14 protein-coding genes are annotated in these 17,735 nt (G+C 64.0%); 5 read left to right on the top strand and 9 right to left on the bottom strand.

Going from position 1 to position 17,735, the window contains the following annotated elements; translation table 11 throughout:
* Positions 1-335: 335 nt before the first annotated feature.
* The 3 genes from GCN74_RS24905 to GCN74_RS24895 all read right to left on the bottom strand — a co-directional run bounded on the left by GCN74_RS24905 (position 336) and on the right by GCN74_RS24895 (position 5,198).
* A complete protein-coding gene (locus GCN74_RS24905) occupies positions 336-1,937 on the bottom strand; it encodes a SpoVR family protein (protein ID WP_152259161.1) in 1,602 nt (533 codons plus the stop codon).
* Positions 1,937-3,205, bottom strand: coding sequence for a YeaH/YhbH family protein (locus GCN74_RS24900; RefSeq protein WP_152259151.1), 1,269 nt, complete (start codon positions 3,203-3,205; stop codon positions 1,937-1,939). The genes GCN74_RS24905 and GCN74_RS24900 overlap by 1 nt, the downstream gene beginning before the upstream one ends.
* A gap of 70 nt (positions 3,206-3,275) precedes the next feature.
* On the bottom strand, positions 3,276-5,198 hold the full coding sequence (locus tag GCN74_RS24895) for a PrkA family serine protein kinase (protein ID WP_034785249.1): 1,923 nt from the start codon (positions 5,196-5,198) through the stop codon (positions 3,276-3,278).
* A 572-nt stretch (positions 5,199-5,770) separates the two neighbouring features.
* Here GCN74_RS24895 and GCN74_RS24890 point away from each other — a divergent pair.
* Complete coding sequence (locus tag GCN74_RS24890; RefSeq protein WP_152259150.1) at positions 5,771-6,799, top strand: adenosine deaminase; 1,029 nt, start codon at positions 5,771-5,773, stop codon at positions 6,797-6,799.
* Between the two features lie 21 nt (positions 6,800-6,820).
* A complete protein-coding gene (locus tag GCN74_RS24885; protein WP_152259149.1) occupies positions 6,821-9,352 on the top strand; it encodes an ABC transporter permease in 2,532 nt (843 codons plus the stop codon).
* An 8-nt stretch (positions 9,353-9,360) separates the two neighbouring features.
* Here GCN74_RS24885 and GCN74_RS24880 read toward each other — a convergent pair whose 3' ends face one another.
* Positions 9,361-10,368 carry a response regulator gene (locus GCN74_RS24880; protein WP_152259148.1) on the bottom strand — a complete coding sequence of 336 codons (1,008 nt, stop codon included), beginning with the start codon at positions 10,366-10,368 and terminating at the stop codon, positions 9,361-9,363.
* A 3-nt stretch (positions 10,369-10,371) separates the two neighbouring features.
* The gene (locus tag GCN74_RS24875) at positions 10,372-11,694 is read right to left on the bottom strand and encodes a sensor histidine kinase (protein WP_152259160.1); all 1,323 of its coding nucleotides are present in this window, start codon (positions 11,692-11,694) and stop codon (positions 10,372-10,374) included.
* A 166-nt stretch (positions 11,695-11,860) separates the two neighbouring features.
* On the opposite strand from GCN74_RS24875, the gene cqsA reads away from it, so the two are divergent.
* A complete protein-coding gene (cqsA, locus tag GCN74_RS24870) occupies positions 11,861-13,105 on the top strand; it encodes an alpha-hydroxyketone-type quorum-sensing autoinducer synthase (protein ID WP_152259147.1) in 1,245 nt (414 codons plus the stop codon).
* Positions 13,106-13,114: 9 nt separating this feature from the next.
* Here the strand turns inward: cqsA and GCN74_RS24865 are convergent, their stop codons facing one another.
* The 3 genes from GCN74_RS24865 to GCN74_RS24855 all read right to left on the bottom strand — a co-directional run bounded on the left by GCN74_RS24865 (position 13,115) and on the right by GCN74_RS24855 (position 15,425).
* Entirely contained in the window at positions 13,115-13,582 is a 468-nt protein-coding gene (locus GCN74_RS24865) for a MarR family winged helix-turn-helix transcriptional regulator (RefSeq protein ID WP_152259146.1), read from the bottom strand.
* Positions 13,583-13,797: 215 nt separating this feature from the next.
* Positions 13,798-14,145, bottom strand: a complete 348-nt coding sequence (locus GCN74_RS24860) for a GIY-YIG nuclease family protein (RefSeq protein WP_152259145.1) — start codon at positions 14,143-14,145, stop codon at positions 13,798-13,800.
* An 11-nt stretch (positions 14,146-14,156) separates the two neighbouring features.
* Positions 14,157-15,425 (bottom strand): MFS transporter, encoded by a 1,269-nt coding sequence (locus GCN74_RS24855; RefSeq protein ID WP_152259144.1) that lies wholly within the window; start codon positions 15,423-15,425, stop codon positions 14,157-14,159.
* Between the two features lie 130 nt (positions 15,426-15,555).
* On the opposite strand from GCN74_RS24855, the gene GCN74_RS24850 reads away from it, so the two are divergent.
* Together GCN74_RS24850 and rmuC are read left to right on the top strand one after the other, a co-directional pair.
* Complete coding sequence (locus tag GCN74_RS24850; RefSeq protein WP_152259143.1) at positions 15,556-15,951, top strand: group II truncated hemoglobin; 396 nt, start codon at positions 15,556-15,558, stop codon at positions 15,949-15,951.
* Positions 15,952-15,955: 4 nt separating this feature from the next.
* Complete coding sequence (gene rmuC, locus GCN74_RS24845; protein ID WP_152259142.1) at positions 15,956-17,344, top strand: DNA recombination protein RmuC; 1,389 nt, start codon at positions 15,956-15,958, stop codon at positions 17,342-17,344.
* 12 nt (positions 17,345-17,356) lie between these two features.
* Here rmuC and GCN74_RS24840 read toward each other — a convergent pair.
* The coding region (locus tag GCN74_RS24840; RefSeq protein ID WP_152259141.1) for a PEP-CTERM sorting domain-containing protein at positions 17,357-17,735 on the bottom strand (379 nt) is incomplete at its 5' end.

Here is a 17,735-nt window from a genome sequence, read left to right as displayed (position 1 = left end):
GGACATAAAAAAAGGCGGTCTTATCTGTTTTTTACAGCCGTTTTGGGCTACCACTGCTAAGTTCTTCCATGTGCCCATATGGCGGAATTATATTTCGTGATATTCAATATGGAAACTGCTAAATTTGGAGGAAAATCTTTCTTTTTGGAAATGTTTTGCCTCGGAACCAGACCACTTAGCCTTGCACACGCACCAAACGGGTGCGAAAGGAACTTCATCCAGGTCAAAAAAGACGGCCCTGGCGGCCGTTTTGACGCCGCCAGGCCATATTGAATTCCTATGCGGGCATAGGAAGCGCTTATATTCTTGCTAAAATTATTGCCAAGAAGACCATGTTACGCTCGTGCCGGCGGATCGTCGCGGCGGTTGCGCTTCTCGCGCCGGCAATTCAAGGTGCCCAGGACCACGCCCTGGGGATCGACCGTATCGAGGTGCACATCGAAGCCCCATAGCCTTGCCACGTGTTTGATCACTTCCGCCGCCTGTTGGTTCAATGGGCGGCGCTGGAATTGCATATGGCGCAAGGTCAATGCGCGGTCGTCGCGCGTATTGACGGACCAGACCTGGATGTTCGGTTCGCGGTTGCCCAGGTTGTACTGCTCGGCCAGCTGCTGGCGCACGTAGCGGTAGCCGGCATCGTCGTGGATGGCGGAAATGGCCAGTTTTTCATTCTTGTCGTCATCGAGCACGGCAAAGAAATGGAATTCGCGGATCAGCTGGGGCGACAGGTACTGGGCGATGAAGCTTTCATCCTTGAAATTGCGCATGGCAAAGTCCAGGCTCTTGCGCCAGTCGGTGCCGGCCATGTCGGGGAACCAGGCGCGGTCTTCGTCGGTCGGGTGCTCGCAGATGCGGCGGATGTCGCTCATCATGGCAAAACCCAGCGCATACGGATTGATGCCGCTGTAATGGGGGCTGTCGATGGGCGGCTGGTAGACCACGTTGGTATGGCTTTTCAGAAACTCCATCATGAAGCCGTCGCCCACCACGCCTTCATCGTACAGCTGGTTCAATATCGTGTAGTGCCAGAACGTGGCCCAGCCCTCGTTCATCACCTGGGTTTGCCGCTGCGGATAGAAGTACTGGGAAATCTTGCGCACGATGCGCACCATCTCGCGCTGCCAGGGCTCCAGCAGCGGCGCATACTTTTCAATGAAGTACAGCAGGTTTTCCTCGGGTTCGGGCGGAAAGCGGGGCGCCGCCTTGCGCTGTTCGCCGTCGTCCTCGTCCTCGTCGCGCCGGGGCAGGGTGCGCCACAGCTGGTTGATCTGCGACTGCACGTATTCTTCGCGCTCCTTCTGGCGCGCGTATTCCTTGGCCATCGACAGCTTCGCGGGGCGCTTGTAGCGGTCCACCCCATAGTTCTGGATGGCGTGGCAGGAATCGAGCAGCAGTTCCACGGCGTCGACGCCATGGCGCTGTTCGCATTCGGCGATGTAATTCTTGGCAAACACCATGTAGTCGATGATGGCGTCCGCGTCCGTCCAGGCGCGGAACAGATAGTTGCCCTTGAAGAAGGAGTTGTGGCCATACGCCGCATGCGCGATCACCAGCGACTGCATGGTCAGGCTGTTTTCCTCCATTAAATAGGCGATGCAGGGGTTCGAGTTGATGACGATCTCGTAGGCCAGGCCCATCTGCCCCCGCTTGTAGCTTTTCTCGGTCGATAGGAAATGCTTGCCGAACGACCAATGGTTGTACGAGACGGGCATGCCGACCGAGGTGTAGGCATCCATCATCTGCTCGGCCGTGATGATTTCCAGCTGGTTCGGATAGGTGTCGAGGCCGAACTGTTTCGCCACCCGGCGGATTTCCTCGTGGATTTGCTCGATCAGTTCGAACGTCCATTCCGACTGCTCGGGCAGGGCGTTCGGATGGCGCAGGCGCACGAACGGTTCGCCCGGGGTGTTGCTGGCGCGGTCAAAGGCTGCACTCATCATTTCACCTGTTTCTTGAACAGTTCGCGGAAGACCGGGTAGATATCGGCCGGCGTGACGATCTTTTGCATGGCGAAATGGGCGTGGTGGTCGAGCACGCCCGCGTACTGCTCCCACAGGTTTTGCTGCGGGCCGTCCGTGATCTCGACATAGGTGTAGTACTGCACCTTGGGCATGATGGTGTTGATCAGCAACTGGCGGCACAGCACGGAATCGTTGTCCCAGTTGTCGCCGTCGGACGCCTGCGCCACATAGCTGTTCCACTGCCCGGCGCCATAGCGTTCGTCGATGATGGTATTGAGCAAGTGCAAGGCGGAAGACACGACGGTGCCGCCCGACTCGCGCGAATTGAAGAATTCATGCTCGCTCACTTCCGCGGCCGCCGTATGGTGGCGGATGAAGACCACCTCGATCTTGTCGTAGGCGCGCTTGAGGAACAGGTACAGCAGGATGAAGAAGCGCTTGGCCGTGTCCTTGCGCGACTCGTCCATGGAACCGGACACGTCCATGATGCAGAACATGACGGCTTGCGTCATGGGCTTGGGCACCTTGATGCGATTGCTGTAGCGCAAATCGAACGGGTCGATGAAGGGGATGGCCAGCAGGCGCGTATGCAGGTGGTGGATCAAACGGCGCAGTTCCACCACGAGGGGATCGCTGTCGGGCACGCCTTCGTGCAGCAGTTCGGCCAGTTCTTCCTCGGCGCGCGCCAGTTGCTTGCGGGCGCCGCCGCCGACGGCGATGCGCCGGCCCAGCGCGCCGCGCAAGGAGCGCAGCACATGGATGTTCGATGGCGTGCCCGACATATTGTAGCCGGCGCGCTGGTTCTTGAATTCCGTCGTGGCCGTCAGCTGGGTTTTCACCATGTGCGGCAACTCCAGGTCCTCGAAGAAATAATTCATGAATTCTTCGCGCGACAATTCGAAGATGAAGTCGTCTTCCGTCGTCTCGTCGCTGTTGCCCGCCTTGCCCCGTCCGCCGCCACCGCCGCCTTTCGGGCGGGCGATCTGGTCGCCCTTCAGGTATTCCTTGTTGCCGGGATTGACCACTTCCCACACGCCGCCGTGCGCGTGGCCGAACGCGGGTTCGCCCACGTCCTTGACGGGGATGCTGACCTTCTCGCCATTCTCGACGTCCGTGATCGAGCGCCCCTTGATGGCGCGCCCCACGGCATCCTTGATCTGGCCCTTGTAACGCCGCAGGAAACGCTCGCGGTTGACGGCGGATTTGTTCTTGCTTTGCAAGCGCCTGTCGATGAGGTATGTCAAAGGGTGCCTCCTTGCTTCTCGTCTTGCGCGCCCCGCCAGTCACCGGACGGGAGCGCGCCCGCTGTCCGCGCTAGGATGACTTGCGTACGCGCAAGTACCATTCGCATAACAGGCGTACCTGCTTGGCCGTGTAGCCTTTTTCCACCATGCGGGCCACGAAGTCGGCGTGCTTGTTGGCATCGTCGGCGCTGGCCTTGGCATTGAAGGAAATCACGGGCAGCAATTCCTCCGTATTCGAAAACATTTTCTTCTCGATCACGGTGCGGAACTTTTCATAACTGGTCCAGGCGGGATTCTTGCCGCCGTTCGACGCCCGCGCGCGCAGTCCGAAATTCACGATTTCATTGCGGAAGTCTTTCGGATTGGAAATGCCCGCCGGCTTTTCGATCTTCTCGAGTTCATTGTTCAGCGATTCGCGGTCGAAGCTTTCGCCCGTGTCCGGATCGCGGTATTCCTGGTCCTGTATCCAGAAATCGGCAAACGTCACGTAGCGGTCAAAGATGTTCTGGCCGTATTCCGAATAGCTTTCCAGGTAAGCCGTCTGGATCTCCTTGCCGATGAATTCCACATAGCGCTGCGCCAGGTGCTCTTTTATATAGGAGAAGTAGCGCTGCTCGAGTTCCGGCGCGAACTGCTCGCGCTCGACCTGCTGTTCCAGTACATATAATAAGTGCACGGGATTGGCGGCCACTTCGGAATTGTCAAAGTTGAACACTTTCGACAGGATCTTGAAGGCAAAGCGCGTCGACAGGCCGTTCATGCCCTCGTCCACGCCCGCGTAATCGACGTACTCGTGCATGGACTTGGCTTTCGGGTCCGTATCCTTGAGGTTTTCGCCATCGTAGACGAGCATCTTCGAGAAGATGCTGGAGTTTTCCGGGTCTTTCAGGCGCGACAGGATGGCGAACTGCGCCATCATGCGCAGGGTGCCGGGCGCGCACGGGGCCTTGACCAGCGAGGAGTTGGCCACCAGCTTGTCGTAGATCTTGATTTCATCGGATACGCGCAGGCAGTACGGCACCTTGACTATATAGATACGGTCAAGAAACGCTTCGTTGTTGCGGTTGTTCTTGAATGTCTTCCATTCCGACTCGTTCGAGTGGGCCAGGATGATGCCGTCGAACGGAATGGCGCCGAAACCTTCCGTGCCCTTGTAATTGCCTTCCTGCGTGGCCGTCAGCAAGGGGTGCAGCACCTTGATGGGGGCCTTGAACATTTCCACGAATTCCATCAGGCCCTGGTTGGCCAGGCACAGGCCGCCCGAATAGCTGTAGGCGTCCGGGTCGTCCTGCGCATAGTCTTCCAGCTTGCGGATGTCGACCTTGCCCACCAGCGAGGAAATATCCTGGTTGTTTTCATCGCCCGGTTCCGTTTTCGAGATGGCGATCTGTTTCAGCACGGACGGATAGCGCTTGACGACGCGGAACTGGTTGATGTCGCCATTGTATTCATGCAGGCGCTTGACGGCCCACGGGCTGGGGATGTTGCGCAGGTAGCGGCGGGGGATGCCGTAATCCTCTTCCAGGATGGTGCCGTCCTCTTCCTCGTTGAACAGGCCCAGCGGCGATTCGTTGACGGGCGAGCCTTTCAGGCAGTAGAAGGGCACGTGTTCCATCAGCGACTTGAGCTTTTCCGCGATCGACGACTTGCCGCCGCCCACAGGCCCCAGCAAATACAGGATCTGCTTGCGTTCTTCCAGGCCTTGCGCCGCGTGGCGGAAGTAGGAGACCACCTGCTCGATGACTTCCTCGGTGCCGTAGAACTCGCGGAAGGCGGGGTAGATCTTGATGATCTTGTTGGCGAAGATGCGCGACAGGCGCGTATCGTTGCGCGTGTCGACCAGCTGCGGCTCGCCGATGGCGGCCAGCATGCGTTCGGGCGCGCTGGCATACGTCAGCTTGTCCTTCTTGCACAGGGCCAAGTACTCGGTGAGCGACATTTCCTCTTCGCGGGTGCGCTCGTAGCGTGCTGCATAGTTATCAAAAATGGTCATGTCAATGTCCTTTAATGTAAACCTGAACTGCCAGTCACCATGGCCGCCCGCCTGGCACTCGCCTGGGCTTGCCGTCTGAACTTTTCCTGTACCCCGTATCGATTTTTATTGTTGTTTCAAGCCCGGCTGTCTTTGCGAGTCCGGATTGCCCGGACCAAAAAACTGGCGCTTGATGCCGTGTGCTGACGTGGCCAGCCGGCTTTTTTTCACTGTTGATAGCGCTTGCTGCACCTACTTTTACCCCATGAAATTTATTATTGCTCTAAAGGATCAGGAAGTCAAAAGATATGTCGGCATATCCTTAAAACTTGTTTGTAAATTGTTGATTTAATTGGATAAAACATCAAATTTTTCAGCGATTTCAATGAACCTTTTTGTGCCTTTTAAACCATCATACGACAATTCGCCAGCACGTGCCGGTGCCGGCCATGCCGCTGCTGCAGCCGGCGCCGCGGCGCCCGGGCGCCGGTGAGGCGCGTCATCTTGCGCTAAGATGCCTGCATGTTTGATGGCCCTGCGCGCCCCGCGCGCCTGCCAGCATTGTTATCGACACCCTATAAGGAACACCCAAGATGAACCCACAATTGCGCGCGATCGTACGCGGCATGCCGAAGGCCGAGCTGCATATCCATATCGAAGGCTCGCTGGAACCAGAACTGATTTTCGCACTGGCCGAACGCAATGGCGTGCCACTGGGCTATGAATCGGTGGAACACTTGCGCAGTGCCTATGCTTTTACGGATTTACAGTCTTTTCTCGACATTTATTACGCTGGCGCAAGCGTGCTCTTGAAAGAGCAGGATTTCTACGACATGACGCGCGCCTACCTGCTGCGCGCCGAGGCCGATAACGTCTTGCACACGGAGATATTCTTCGACCCGCAAACGCACACGGCGCGCGGCGTGCCCATCGCCGACGTGATCAACGGCATCTACCGCGCCTGCCAGGACAGCCCCGTCAGCGCGGCCCTGATCCTGTGCTTCCTGCGCCATTTGAGCGAAGCGGAAGCCATCGATACCCTCGAGGACGCCTTGCCGCACCGCGACAAATTCATCGGCGTCGGCCTCGATTCCTCGGAAGTGGGCAATCCGCCCGAGAAATTCTCGCGCGTGTTTGCCCGTTGCCGCGAGCTGGGCCTGCACCTGGTGGCCCATGCGGGCGAGGAAGGCCCGCCCGCCTACATCCGCACGGCGCTCGACGACCTGCAAGTGGAACGCATCGACCACGGCGTGCGCTGCCTGGAAGACGCGGAACTGACGGCCCGCCTGGCGCGCGAACAGGTGGCGCTGACCGTGTGCCCGCTGTCGAACACCAAGCTGCGCGTGTTCGACCAGATGCATGACCATAACCTGGTGCAACTGCTCGACGCGGGCCTGCTGGTGACGGTGAACTCGGACGATCCCGCGTATTTCGGCGGCTACATGAACGACAATTTCGACGCCATCTTCGATGCCTTGCCGCTGGGCCTGTCCCACGCGCAGCGCCTGGCGCGCAACGGTTTCATTGCCGCCTTCCTGCCGCAGGCGCGGAAAGACGCCTTCCTCGCTACCGTCGATGCGTATTTCGCGCAGCACGCCGCCGCCCACGGCAGCGCGCAGTAACTCTATAAAGACCCGCCGCCCATGCTCCGCCTCTCCCTCAAAATGACCGGACGCGACTGGCGCGCCGGGCAACTGCGTTTCCTGCTCGTCGCGCTGATCGTGGCCGTGGCGGCCCTGTCGGCCGTGGGCTTTTTCGTCGACCGCCTGCGCGCGGGCCTGAACCGCGACGCGCACCAGTTGCTGGGCGCCGACCTGGTCATCAGCGCCGACCAGCCCGTCAATGGGGCATGGCGGGCCGAGGCGCTCAAGCGCGGTTTCCTCCTGGCCGACACAGTGACGTTTCCCAGCATGGCGCAGGCGGGCGAGGGCGAGCAGTCGCTGTCGCAGCTGGCGTCCATCAAGGCCGTCTCGCCCGGCTACCCGCAGCGGGGCAAGCTGAAAATCACGACGAAGCCGAGCGAGGCGCAGGATGCCGTGGGCCAGCCCACCAGCCTGGTGCCGGCGCCGGGCGCCGTGTGGGTCGACGCGGCCATCCTCTCCAGCCTGAAGGCAAAGCTGGGCGACACCCTGACCCTGGGCGACAAGGCATTTACCGTCACGCAACTGATTGCCAGCGAGCCGGACCGCGGCGCCTCGTTCCTGAATTTCGCTCCCCGCGTGATGCTGCCCTTGAGCGACCTGGCCGCCACGGCGCTGGTGCAGAACGGTTCGCGCGTGTCGTACCGGCTGTTGCTGTCGGCGCCGCCCGCCAAGGCGGCCGAGCTTGCGCAATATCAAGCCTGGCTGGAAAGCCAGATCAAGACGCAGGCCATCAAGGGCGTGCGCATCGAATCGCTGGAATCGGGCAGCCCGCAGATGCAATCGACCCTGGACCGCGCCGACCGTTTCCTGTCCCTCGTCGGCCTGCTGTCGGCCATGCTGGCCGCCGTCGCCGTGGCCATGGCGGCGCGCCGCTTCATGCTGCGCCACCTGGACGCCTGCGCCATGCTGCGCTGCCTGGGCCTGACGCAAAACCAGGTGACGGCCATGTACGTGATCGAGTTTCTCTTGGTCGGCCTGGCGGGCAGCGTGGTGGGCGTGGCCGTGGGCTTCGGCGGCCACCTGGTGCTGCTGGAACTGCTTGGCAAGCTGGTGCAGAGCGACTTGCCGCCCGTCTCCATGCTGCCCGCGCTGCAGGGCGTGGCCACCGGCATGCTCTTGCTGCTGGGCTTTGCCCTGCCGCCGATTTTGCAGTTGCGCAATGTTCCCCATAACAGGGTGATCCGCCGCGAACAGGAGCCGCCGCAGGCGCTGGCCCTGGCCACCTACGGCCTGGGCATTGCCGCCTTCGTCGTGCTGCTCCTGTGGCAGGCGGGCGACGTGAAGCTGGCCTTGCTGACGGCGGCCGGTTTCCTGGGCGGCTTTGCCCTGTTCGGCCTGGCCGGCTGGCTGGGCATCCGCTCGCTGAAAACCCTGCGCGGCGCCTTCAACCACCAGGGCTGGCGCTTTGCCGTCACGTCCTTGCAGCGGCGTCCGGGCGCCACCGTCATCCAGGTGGTGTCCCTGGCCCTGGGCCTGATGGCCTTGCTGCTGCTGACGGTGGTGCGGGGCGACTTGATGGTGGCCTGGCGCAACGCCACGCCGCCCGATGCGCCGAACCGCTTCATGATCAATATCCTGCCCGAGCAGAAAGACCCGATTGCCGCGCGCCTGGCCCAGGCCGGCGTGGCCAACGCGCCTTTGTATCCGATGATACGGGGGCGCCTGGTGGCCGTGAACGGCAACGTCATCACGGAAAGCACTTACGAGGATGACCGCGCCAAGGGCCTGGCCGACCGCGAATTCAACCTGTCGACGATGGCCGCCATGCAGGAAGAAAACAGGCTCGTCGCCGGCAAGTGGTTCAGCAATGCAGCGGGCGCACCTGCCGAAGCGTCGGTGGAGGAGGGCATCGCCAAGACCTTGAAATTGAAGCTGGGCGACAAGCTGCGCTTCGATATCGCGGGCCAGCCTGTGGAGGCGGCGATTACCAGTTTGCGCAAGCTGGAGTGGGGTTCGATGCGCGTCAATTTCTTTGTCATCATCAATCCTGCCGCCATGGCGGACACGCCGCAGACGTGGATCACGGCCTTCCACCTGCCGCCCGCGCAGGCGGACCTGGGCAACGCCCTGCTGCGCGACTATCCGAACCTGACGGTGGTGGACGTGGGCGGCGTGCTGAAACAGATCCAGGGCGTGCTGGACCAGGTGGTGACGGCCGTGGAATTCCTGTTTGCCTTCACCTTGGCGTCGGGCTTGCTGGTGCTGTATGCGGCCCTGATGGGTTCGCAGGACGAGCGCACGCGCGAAGCGGGCCTGCTGCGCGCGCTGGGCGCCACGCGGCGCCAGCTGGCACAGGCGCAGCTGATCGAGTTTTCGCTCGTGGGCGCGCTGGCCGGCTTGCTGGCGGCCACGGGCGCGGCCGCCATGGGCTGGGCCCTGGCCACCTACCAGTTCAAGTTCGCCTGGAGCTTCGCCCCCGGCGTGTGGGCCTTCGGCCTGCTGGCCGGCGCCCTGTGCGCGATCGCGGGCGGCTGGCTGGGCTTGCGCAATGTCTTGAAGCATCCGCCGCTGCAGACCCTGCGCGAAGGCTGATGTAGCGACTACGCGCTGACGCTGTCGCCCGCCCCCGCGCGCAGGAATTGCGCGTAGGACATGACCGGCTGCCCCAGCTGGTGCGCCGGCACGTCGAACAGGGCCCAAAAGTAGGTCACGCGGCCCAGGCAGATGGTGGGCGCGGCGCAGTAGCGGAACCAGTTTTCGCCGATCTGCGCCGCATACATGCCGTCGCTGTCGGCGTCGGAAAAATACGGAATCACGCGCATTTCCAGCAGGGCCAGCAGCAGTGACTCGGGCGCATCGCTGTCGCGCGCCATTTCGTACTGCGTGTGCAGGCTGCGTTCCGTCTCGATGATCATCAGCTTGGCGTGGCCGTCGCGCGTGAAGAACAGGATGCCGCTGGGGTTGGGAAAGATATAGTATTCGACAAAGCCATGGCGCTGGCACAGCTCGTGCACGACGGCAGCCAGCGCTTCGTCTTGCAGGAAACTGTAGTCGTGCAGCATCAGCAAGTCGCGCACGGTCTCCGATTGCTGCAGGAAGAACTCGCGCTGCAGCGCATGGATTTCCTGTTCCAGGCTGTCGAGCGCATCATCGTCGCTCTTCTTGATGTAGCGGTCGATCAAGCCCCGGTTAAAGGCCGTCACGGCCACCTTTTCATCGGCTGCGCCCGTAAATAGAATCTTCTTGCACGGCAAGTCGCGCACGGCCTGGCAGAATTCCAGGCCATTCATCTGCGGCATCGAATAATCGATGACCAGCACGGACGGCACGGCAAAGCGCTGCGCCTGGCCGCTGATGCGCCAGATGCGTTCGATGTCGAGTGCCACGTTGCACTGGTCGGGCGGCAGGTTTTGCGTGTCGAAGTTGACGTGCAGGGGCGTCTCGCCCAGCTGCGTGCTGTGGCGCAGCCAGTGCAGCGCGCTGCTGGTGTCGTGGAAGGTCTTGCGCGCCAGGCCCGGATCGAGCTGGAACGCCAGGCTTTTCAGGAAGGAATCGCTGTCGTCGATCAATACGGTCAGGGTCGGATGGGTGTAGACGGGCAGTTGCATGCGTCACCTCGCGCGTTGAATGGATGGAAAACGGTGGTGCGTGGGCACGGGCTGGGGAAATTCCAGCACGAAGATGGCGTAAGCGCCTTCGCGCGCGACGCAGCGGATGCGCGCATGCCAGGCTTGCATGATTTGCCGGCACAGGGCCAGGCCGATGCCGCTGCCATTGTGCGCGGGATACGAATAGAAGCGGTCGAAGATCAGCGGCAGGCGGCTGGCCGCGATGCCGCATCCCGTGTCGATGAACAGCAGGCGCGGCACGGGATGCGCGCCATCGATGATGATGCGCACGCGCCCCTTGCCCGCGCGCTGGATGCTTTTCAAGGCATTGCGCAGCAGGTTCAGCAGGATCACCACGCACAGTTCGGACTGGCCCGGAAACTGGAAATCGGCGCGCACGTCGACCTGGACGATGTCGCGCTGCGCCGTGCTGGTAAACGGATAGCGGCGCAGCACGGCCGCCACGCTGTCGTGCATGGCCACCGCTTCATTGGCTTCGAGCTTGCGGTTGACGGCGCTGGCGCTGAGCAGGAACAAATCGATCATGTGGTGCATATGGCGCACTTCGAACTGGATGCGCGCCAGCGCTTCCACGCTGGCCGTGTCCGGCGGCGGGCCTTCCCCGTCGCGCTGCATGTCTTGCTGCAGCCCCCGCTGCAGGCCGCGCACGTTCGCCTCGACGCTGACCAGGGGCGTGCGCAACTCGTGCGCTACGCTGCCCAGTCCGGCCGCCAGCCCGGCCAGTTTTTCCTGCGCGCCCACATGGCGCCCCACCTTCACCACGGACAGCACGGCAATCGTGAACCAGTGCACGGGCAGCTGCTGCAAGACTTCGTGGCTGAGCAGGAAGGCCGGATCGCCGGCCACGGCAAACGCCAGGCAGGCCAGCAGGGTGCCGCTCAGGTAGGCGAGCATGGCGATGCGCGCATCGAAGTGGAACAGCACGATCAGCGCCACCAGCAGCGAATGCGTCCACATGGCCGAGGCGTGGTTCATGAGGAACATATACGTGAAGAAAAACGGCAGTTCGAAGGTCAGCCCCAGGAACAGGTAAAGGCTGAACCAGGTATTGCTGAAGCGGCCCGGCCATAGCGCGGGCAGGAACAGCAAGGCCGCCACGGTGCGCAACAGCAGCGATTCATATTCTTGCGGAAAGAGGTATGTCCACAGCGCGTAGTACAGGGGCATGCCCAGCGCGCCGATGACGGCCAGCGCGCGCACTTGGGCGCGCCGCACGGGCGTGTGTTCGATGGCGTCGTGGAAATGCAGGAAAGGCTGGAGCAGCCTGCCTTGCCAGCGGGTTCCGGGGGAGGACTGCACGTGCATCATGGTCGGGGGATGTGTTCGTTGAGGCGTGTCAATACAACATGATCGGCGGGTTCCCTCGCGGTCAGCACAGTATCGGCATAACTGTTGAGCTGTATCAATCTCTTGCCGAATGGCTCGCGCATGTTGGACGCGGTAGTTCCCCCGCAACCAATCAGGAGTTCCTATGCCACACGCCCTTTCCCCCCTGACATCCGGCGTTGTCCACGCCGAACAACAACTGCCTGCCTTCGTGCGCGCGCGCATGGATGAACATTACGTCGAACGCATCGACAAGCTGCTTGGCGGCGAACACCTGCACGAATGGCAAGCGATGCCGGCCGATGCGGTCATGCTGGCAGGTAATGATTATCTGAACATCGCGGGCGAGCCGGCGATGTTGGCGGCCCAGGCCCGCGTCTTGCAGGGCGGCGGCGCCATGCTGATGTCGTCCGTGTTCCTGCAGGAAGGCAGCCGCCAGCACCGCCTCGAGCACACGCTGGCGGATTTTCTCGGCAGCGAGGCGTGCGTGCTGGCGCAATCGGGCTGGGCCGCCAACGTGGGCTTGCTGCAGAGCCTGGCCGGCCCCGGCGTTCCCGTGTACCTGGACATGCTGGCGCATGCCTCGCTGTGGGAGGGCGTGCAGTCGGCGCAAGCCGCGCCCGTGGCATTCCTGCACAACGATGGCGCCCATCTGCAGCGCCAGCTCGACAAGCATGGCCCCGGCATCATCGTCGTCGACGCGCTGTACAGCACGAATGGCAGCGTGGCGCCGCTGCTGGAGATGGTGGAAATCGCCGAGCGCAGCGGCAGCATGCTGATCGTCGACGAATCGCACTCGCTGGGCACGCACGGTCCGCAGGGCGCGGGCCTGGTGGTGGAGCAGGGCTTGGCCGGGCGCGTGCATTTCCGCACGGCGTCGCTGGCCAAGGCGTTTGCGGGCCGGGCCGGGCTGATCACCTGTTCGGCCCGTTTCAAGGGTTATTTCTTGTCCGCCTCGCGGCCCGCCATCTTCAGCTCCTGCCTGCTGGAACACGAGCTGGCGTGGTTCGACGCGGCGCTCGGCTTCATCCGCGCGGCCGATGCCCGCCGCGCCGCGCTGCGCCGCCACAGCGTGCAGCTGCGCCAGGGGCTGATGGATCTCGGCTACAACGTCAGCGACGGCACGGAGCAGATCATCGCGCTGGAAGCGGGCGGCGAACCCGATACCTTGATCCTGCGCAAGGCGCTGCAGCGGCACGGCATCTACGGCGCCGTCTTCTGCGCGCCGGCCACGCCGAAAAACCGCTCGCTGGTGCGCCTGACCCTGAACGCGGGCTTGCGCGAGGACGAGTGCGCGCGCGTGCTGGCCGCCTGCGCCGCCATCCGCGATGAAACGGGCATGGCGCGCTGGCCGTCGACGCGGCGCTTGCGCAAGCTGGCCCTCGTGTGAGGGAGAATATCAGCCGTTGGCGGGCTGCTTGCCGGCGATGGCGCCCAGCAGCATGGCCAGGGGCGCCAGCTGTTCCGCGCTGGCATTGCCCAGCAATTCCTGGCCCAGCGCCTGCGCCGTCGCATCCGCGTGGACCAGCAGCGCCTGTCCTGCGGCCGTGATGACGGCGTAGCCGACGCGGGCATCGCGCGCATCGGCCTGGCGCGCCACCAGGCCGATTTTTTCCAGCGGCATCAGCGAGCGCGTGATGCCGGACGCCGTCAGCGCCAGGCGTTCGGCCAGGTCGATGCGGCGCAGGCGGCCGCCGGGCGCACGCTGCAACTGGTACAGCAATTGATAATCGCTGAAGCTCAGGCCGTGCAAATTGCCCAGGATGCTGTCGAAGCGGCGCACCAGCACGGCCTGGGCGCGCGCCAGGCGCAGGCAGAAGTCCAGCGCGCTGGCGCCGTCCGGCGGCGGGGGAGTGGAATCGGTCATGGTTTTCTTTGGGTTGACTGCGTAGTGCTTGAGTGCGCAAGTGTAACGCATGGCCGCTGAGAGTCTATTCCAGCAGGGAGCGTCTTCTGCTGGCAGCGCATCAGGAGCGCGGACAGGGCGTGAGGAGGACGCGTGGCGAGCCACGCGACGGCGATCAACGCAGTCCCCGCTTCTGAGGGGCGGCAGCGGATGTATTCATCTGCCGGGATAGGCGCTTAATACCGAGTCTGTCCTTGCTCCAGCAACTGCTCCTGGTGCAGCGCCAGCAGGGCGTCGAGTTCGGCGTCCGCATCGAAGGCGGGATCGTCGGGCACGGTGACGGCATCGAGCAGCTCGAAGCGGAAGGCCCCTTCTCCATCGCGCCGCCAGTCCGCCTGCAGGCGGGCGTTGCGGTGCTTGCCCAGCGCGAGTTCGAAGCGGTGGCGGTTCAGCGCGCCGGGCGCGTTGCGGCTGCGTTCAAGCAGGGTGCGTCCGCTGGGCAAGTGGCGCAGCGCGATGATGCCCAGCGCTGGCGCTTGTTGCCGGTAGGCCGCTTTCAGGGCCGCTTGTCGTGTTTTATCCATGGGGAACTTTCTCAAGGTGATGCTACGGAAGTGCTGCCCGCGATGCGGGGGATGTCCGTCCACAGGACGGCGGCCACGGCGGCGGCCAGCAGCATGGCGCCGCCGGCGCAGAACAGTTCGCCCACGCTCAGGCGGCGCAGCAGCGCGCCCGTGGCCGCTGCCGACAGGGGCGCCAGGCCCAGGAAGATGGCCATGAACAAGGCCATCGCCCGGCCCAGCATGGCGGGCGCCACGCGCCGCTGTATCCACGTAAAGATGGCCACCTGCACATAGCCGCCCAGCAGGCCCGTGACGGCCAGCAAGGCCGCGCCCTGCCAGGCGGTAGCGATCTGGCCCAGCGCCATCAGCAGCACGCCCACGACGGCATCGACGAGCAGCAGGGTGGCGCCGAAATGGCGGCGCAGCCAGGCGCCGCCCAGGCCGGACGCCAGCATGCCGGCCAGGGTGCCCGCGCCATGCGCGCCCATCAATAAACCCAGGGCAGCAGCGCCGTGCAGGCGTTCGCTGGCCAGCACGGGCAAGGCCACTTGCAGCGGTCCCATGACGAAGAACGCCACCACGGCCCAGTAGATATAGCAGCTGCGCAAGGGCAGGTCGCGCCACACCATCGCCAGGCCCGCGGCCATGTCGCGCCACATGGCTTGCGGGGCGGCGGCCGCCGCCAGGGGCCGCAGCCTGACTTGCCGCAAGGTCCAGGCGGAGAACGCAAACGTCAGCGCATCGATGGCAAAGGCGGCGGCCAGCGCCGCCATGCCGGTGCGCTGGGCGCCAGCGTGGGCGCCCAGCACGAGCGCCGCCAGCAGGGGGCCGGCCAGCAAGGACAGCTGGCGCGCGCCCATCTGCAGGCTGTTGGCCGTCTGCAGCGCTTGCGGCGGCACGGCTTGCGGCAGGATGGCCGTGCCGGCAGGGATGGCGAAGGCGGAAGCGATGCCCAGCGCCAGCGCGGCTGCATACGCCAGCGCCAGGCTGGCCTGGCCCAGCATCAGCAGCCCGGCCAGGGCCAGCAGGATGGCGGCATTGGCCAATTTGCTCGCCAGCAGCACGCGCCGGGGCGAGTAGCGGTCGGCAACCGTGCCGCCCAGCAAGATGAGCACGGCGCGCGGGGCGCCCATCAGGGCGACGGCGATGCCCAGGCTGAGGCTATCGCCCGTCAGGCTCAGCACCAGCCAGGGCAGGGCCAGCATGCTGAACTGGTCGCCCAGCATGGACACGAGGCCGCCGCCCAGCAGCCAGCGGAAGTTGGTATTGCGCATCAAGTGGGGTGGGGCGGTGGTCGGCATGCTCTTTGTCCGTGCTTAAAAATTGCATAGTAGTTGATAAAAGCTTGAGTGGTCAAGTATATTGCCATTTATTGCGGCAGAGGCAGCGGGCGCCGCGTGGGGCGCCGGCGCTTGCGCTATCATGGCGGGCATGACTGATACCACTGCCCCCACCCTGTACGAGACCATCGGCGGCGCCCCCGTGCTGCGCGACATGGTCGACCGTTTTTATGACTTGATGGAACTGGAACCGGAGTTCGCCGGCATCCGCGGCATGCATCCGCCCTCGACGGACGGTTCGCGCGACAAGCTGTATTTCTTCCTCACGGGCTGGATGGGCGGACCGGATTTGTATATCGAGAAATTCGGCCACCCGCGCCTGCGCGCGCGCCACCTGCCCTACGCCATAGGCACCAGCGAGCGCGACCAGTGGCTGCGCGCCATGGCCTGGGCCATGGAAGATGCGGGCATCGAAGAATCGCTGCGCGTGCGCCTGATGGAATCGTTCTATCAGACGGCCGACTGGATGCGCAACAAACCGGATTGATTCCATGAGCCCCATTGAGTTTTACAGCCTGCTGGGCGCCGCCATCGTCGCCATCGCCTTGTTGATCCTGATCTTGCTGCGCCCCCGCGGCGCGGCCGGCGATGGCGCCACCACCCTGGCGCTGGTGCAGCAGCACCAGCAGCAAAGCCTGGAACGCATCGACCGGGTCGAACGCGAAGTGCGGCTGCAGCTGCAGGCGTCGGCGCAGGCCACGCGGCAGGACCTGGCCACCAGCCTGGCGCAATTCCAGGCGGCGACCCTGCAGCAGCTCGACAGCCTGCGCACGCAGATGCAGGCGCAGGGCAAAGTCGGGCGCGAGGAACAGGCGCAGAGCCTGGCGCGCTTTGCCGACAGCACCAACCAGACCCTGGCGCAGCTGACGGAATCGAATGCGCAGCGCATGCTGGAAGTGCGCGCCACCCTGGAAAACAAGATCCGCGACTTGCAGGCCGACAATGGCGCGCGCCTGGAAGAAATGCGCAAGACGGTCGATGAAAAGCTGCACGCCACCCTGGAGACGCGCCTGACTGCCTCGTTCCAGCAAGTGTCGGAGCGGCTGGAAAAAGTCCACCAGGGCCTGGGCGAGATGCAGCAGCTGGCGCTGGGCGTGGGCGACCTGAAGCGGGTGCTCACCAACGTCAAGACGCGGGGCACGTGGGGCGAAGTGCAGCTGGAAATGCTGCTGGAGCAGGTACTCACTGTCGACCAGTACGCAAAGAACGTGGAAACCGTGCCGGGCAGCGGCGCGCGCGTGGAATTCGCCTTGAAGCTGCCGGGCCTTGCCGACGGTGGGCCGCCCGTGTGGATGCCCATCGATGCGAAGTTTCCCAAGGAACAGTACGAACGCCTGGTGGAGTCGGCCGAGCGCGCCGATGCGGAGGGCGTGGCCCTGGCCGGGCGCGAGCTGGAACGGGCCGTGCGGGGCGAAGCGAAGACCATCGCGGACAAATACCTGGCGCCGCCGCAGACGACGGATTTCGCCATCCTCTTCCTGCCCACGGAAGGCCTGTATGCGGAAGTGCTGCGCCGCCCGGGCCTGGCCGACGAATTGCAGCGCGTGCACCGGGTCAGCATCGCCGGGCCATCCACGTTGACGGCCCTGCTCAACAGTCTGCAGATGGGTTTCCGCACCCTGGCGCTGGAAAAGCGTTCGTCCGAAGTGTGGCAGGTGCTGGGCGCCGTCAAGACGGAATTCGGCAAGTTCGGCGACGTGCTGTCGCAAACCCGGCTGACCCTGGAAAAGGCGGCGAAGAATATCGAGAACGCGGAAGTGCGCAGCCGGCAGATGGCGCGCAAATTGAAATCCGTGGAAGCCTTGCCGGGCGAGGCGGCCGCCTTGCTGCTGGGTAAGGCTGACGCGGGGCTGTCGGCCGAGGCGGACGACGGCCAATAGCGCCGTCGCCGTTCATGCCGCTGCCCGGCGGTGCAGCGAGGCACCGGCCAGCAGCGCCAGTCCGGCCAGCAGCATGGCCCAGGTTTGCGGTTCCGGCACGGCCGGCAGCACGCCCGCGCCCGTGGGCGGCATCATGGGCAGGATGGCGCTGGGCGTATACGGCTCGATGATGCTGCTGCCGCGCGGCGCGGGTCCGCCGCCGCTGCGTCCATCGCCCAGGCTCGATGGCAGCGCCGGGTTGCTGGCGGGATGCAGCAGATCGAAGGCCAGCAGGGGCACGCCCGCCACCACGGCCGGCGGGGCCGGGTCCGTGAGCGAGCCGCCGTGCGCGGCGCCGGGATGCTCGATGACGGGCACGCCTGCCGCCGGTGCGGGGGGCGCTGCGGCCACC

Origin of the sequence: Janthinobacterium sp. FT14W, assembly GCF_009208755.1 — a bacterium.
In the GTDB taxonomy this organism is placed as follows: Bacteria; Pseudomonadota; Gammaproteobacteria; order Burkholderiales; family Burkholderiaceae_D; genus Janthinobacterium; species Janthinobacterium violaceinigrum.
Note: the sequence above shows the minus strand (reverse complement) of the source record. Positions and strands in the feature narration are given on the sequence as shown.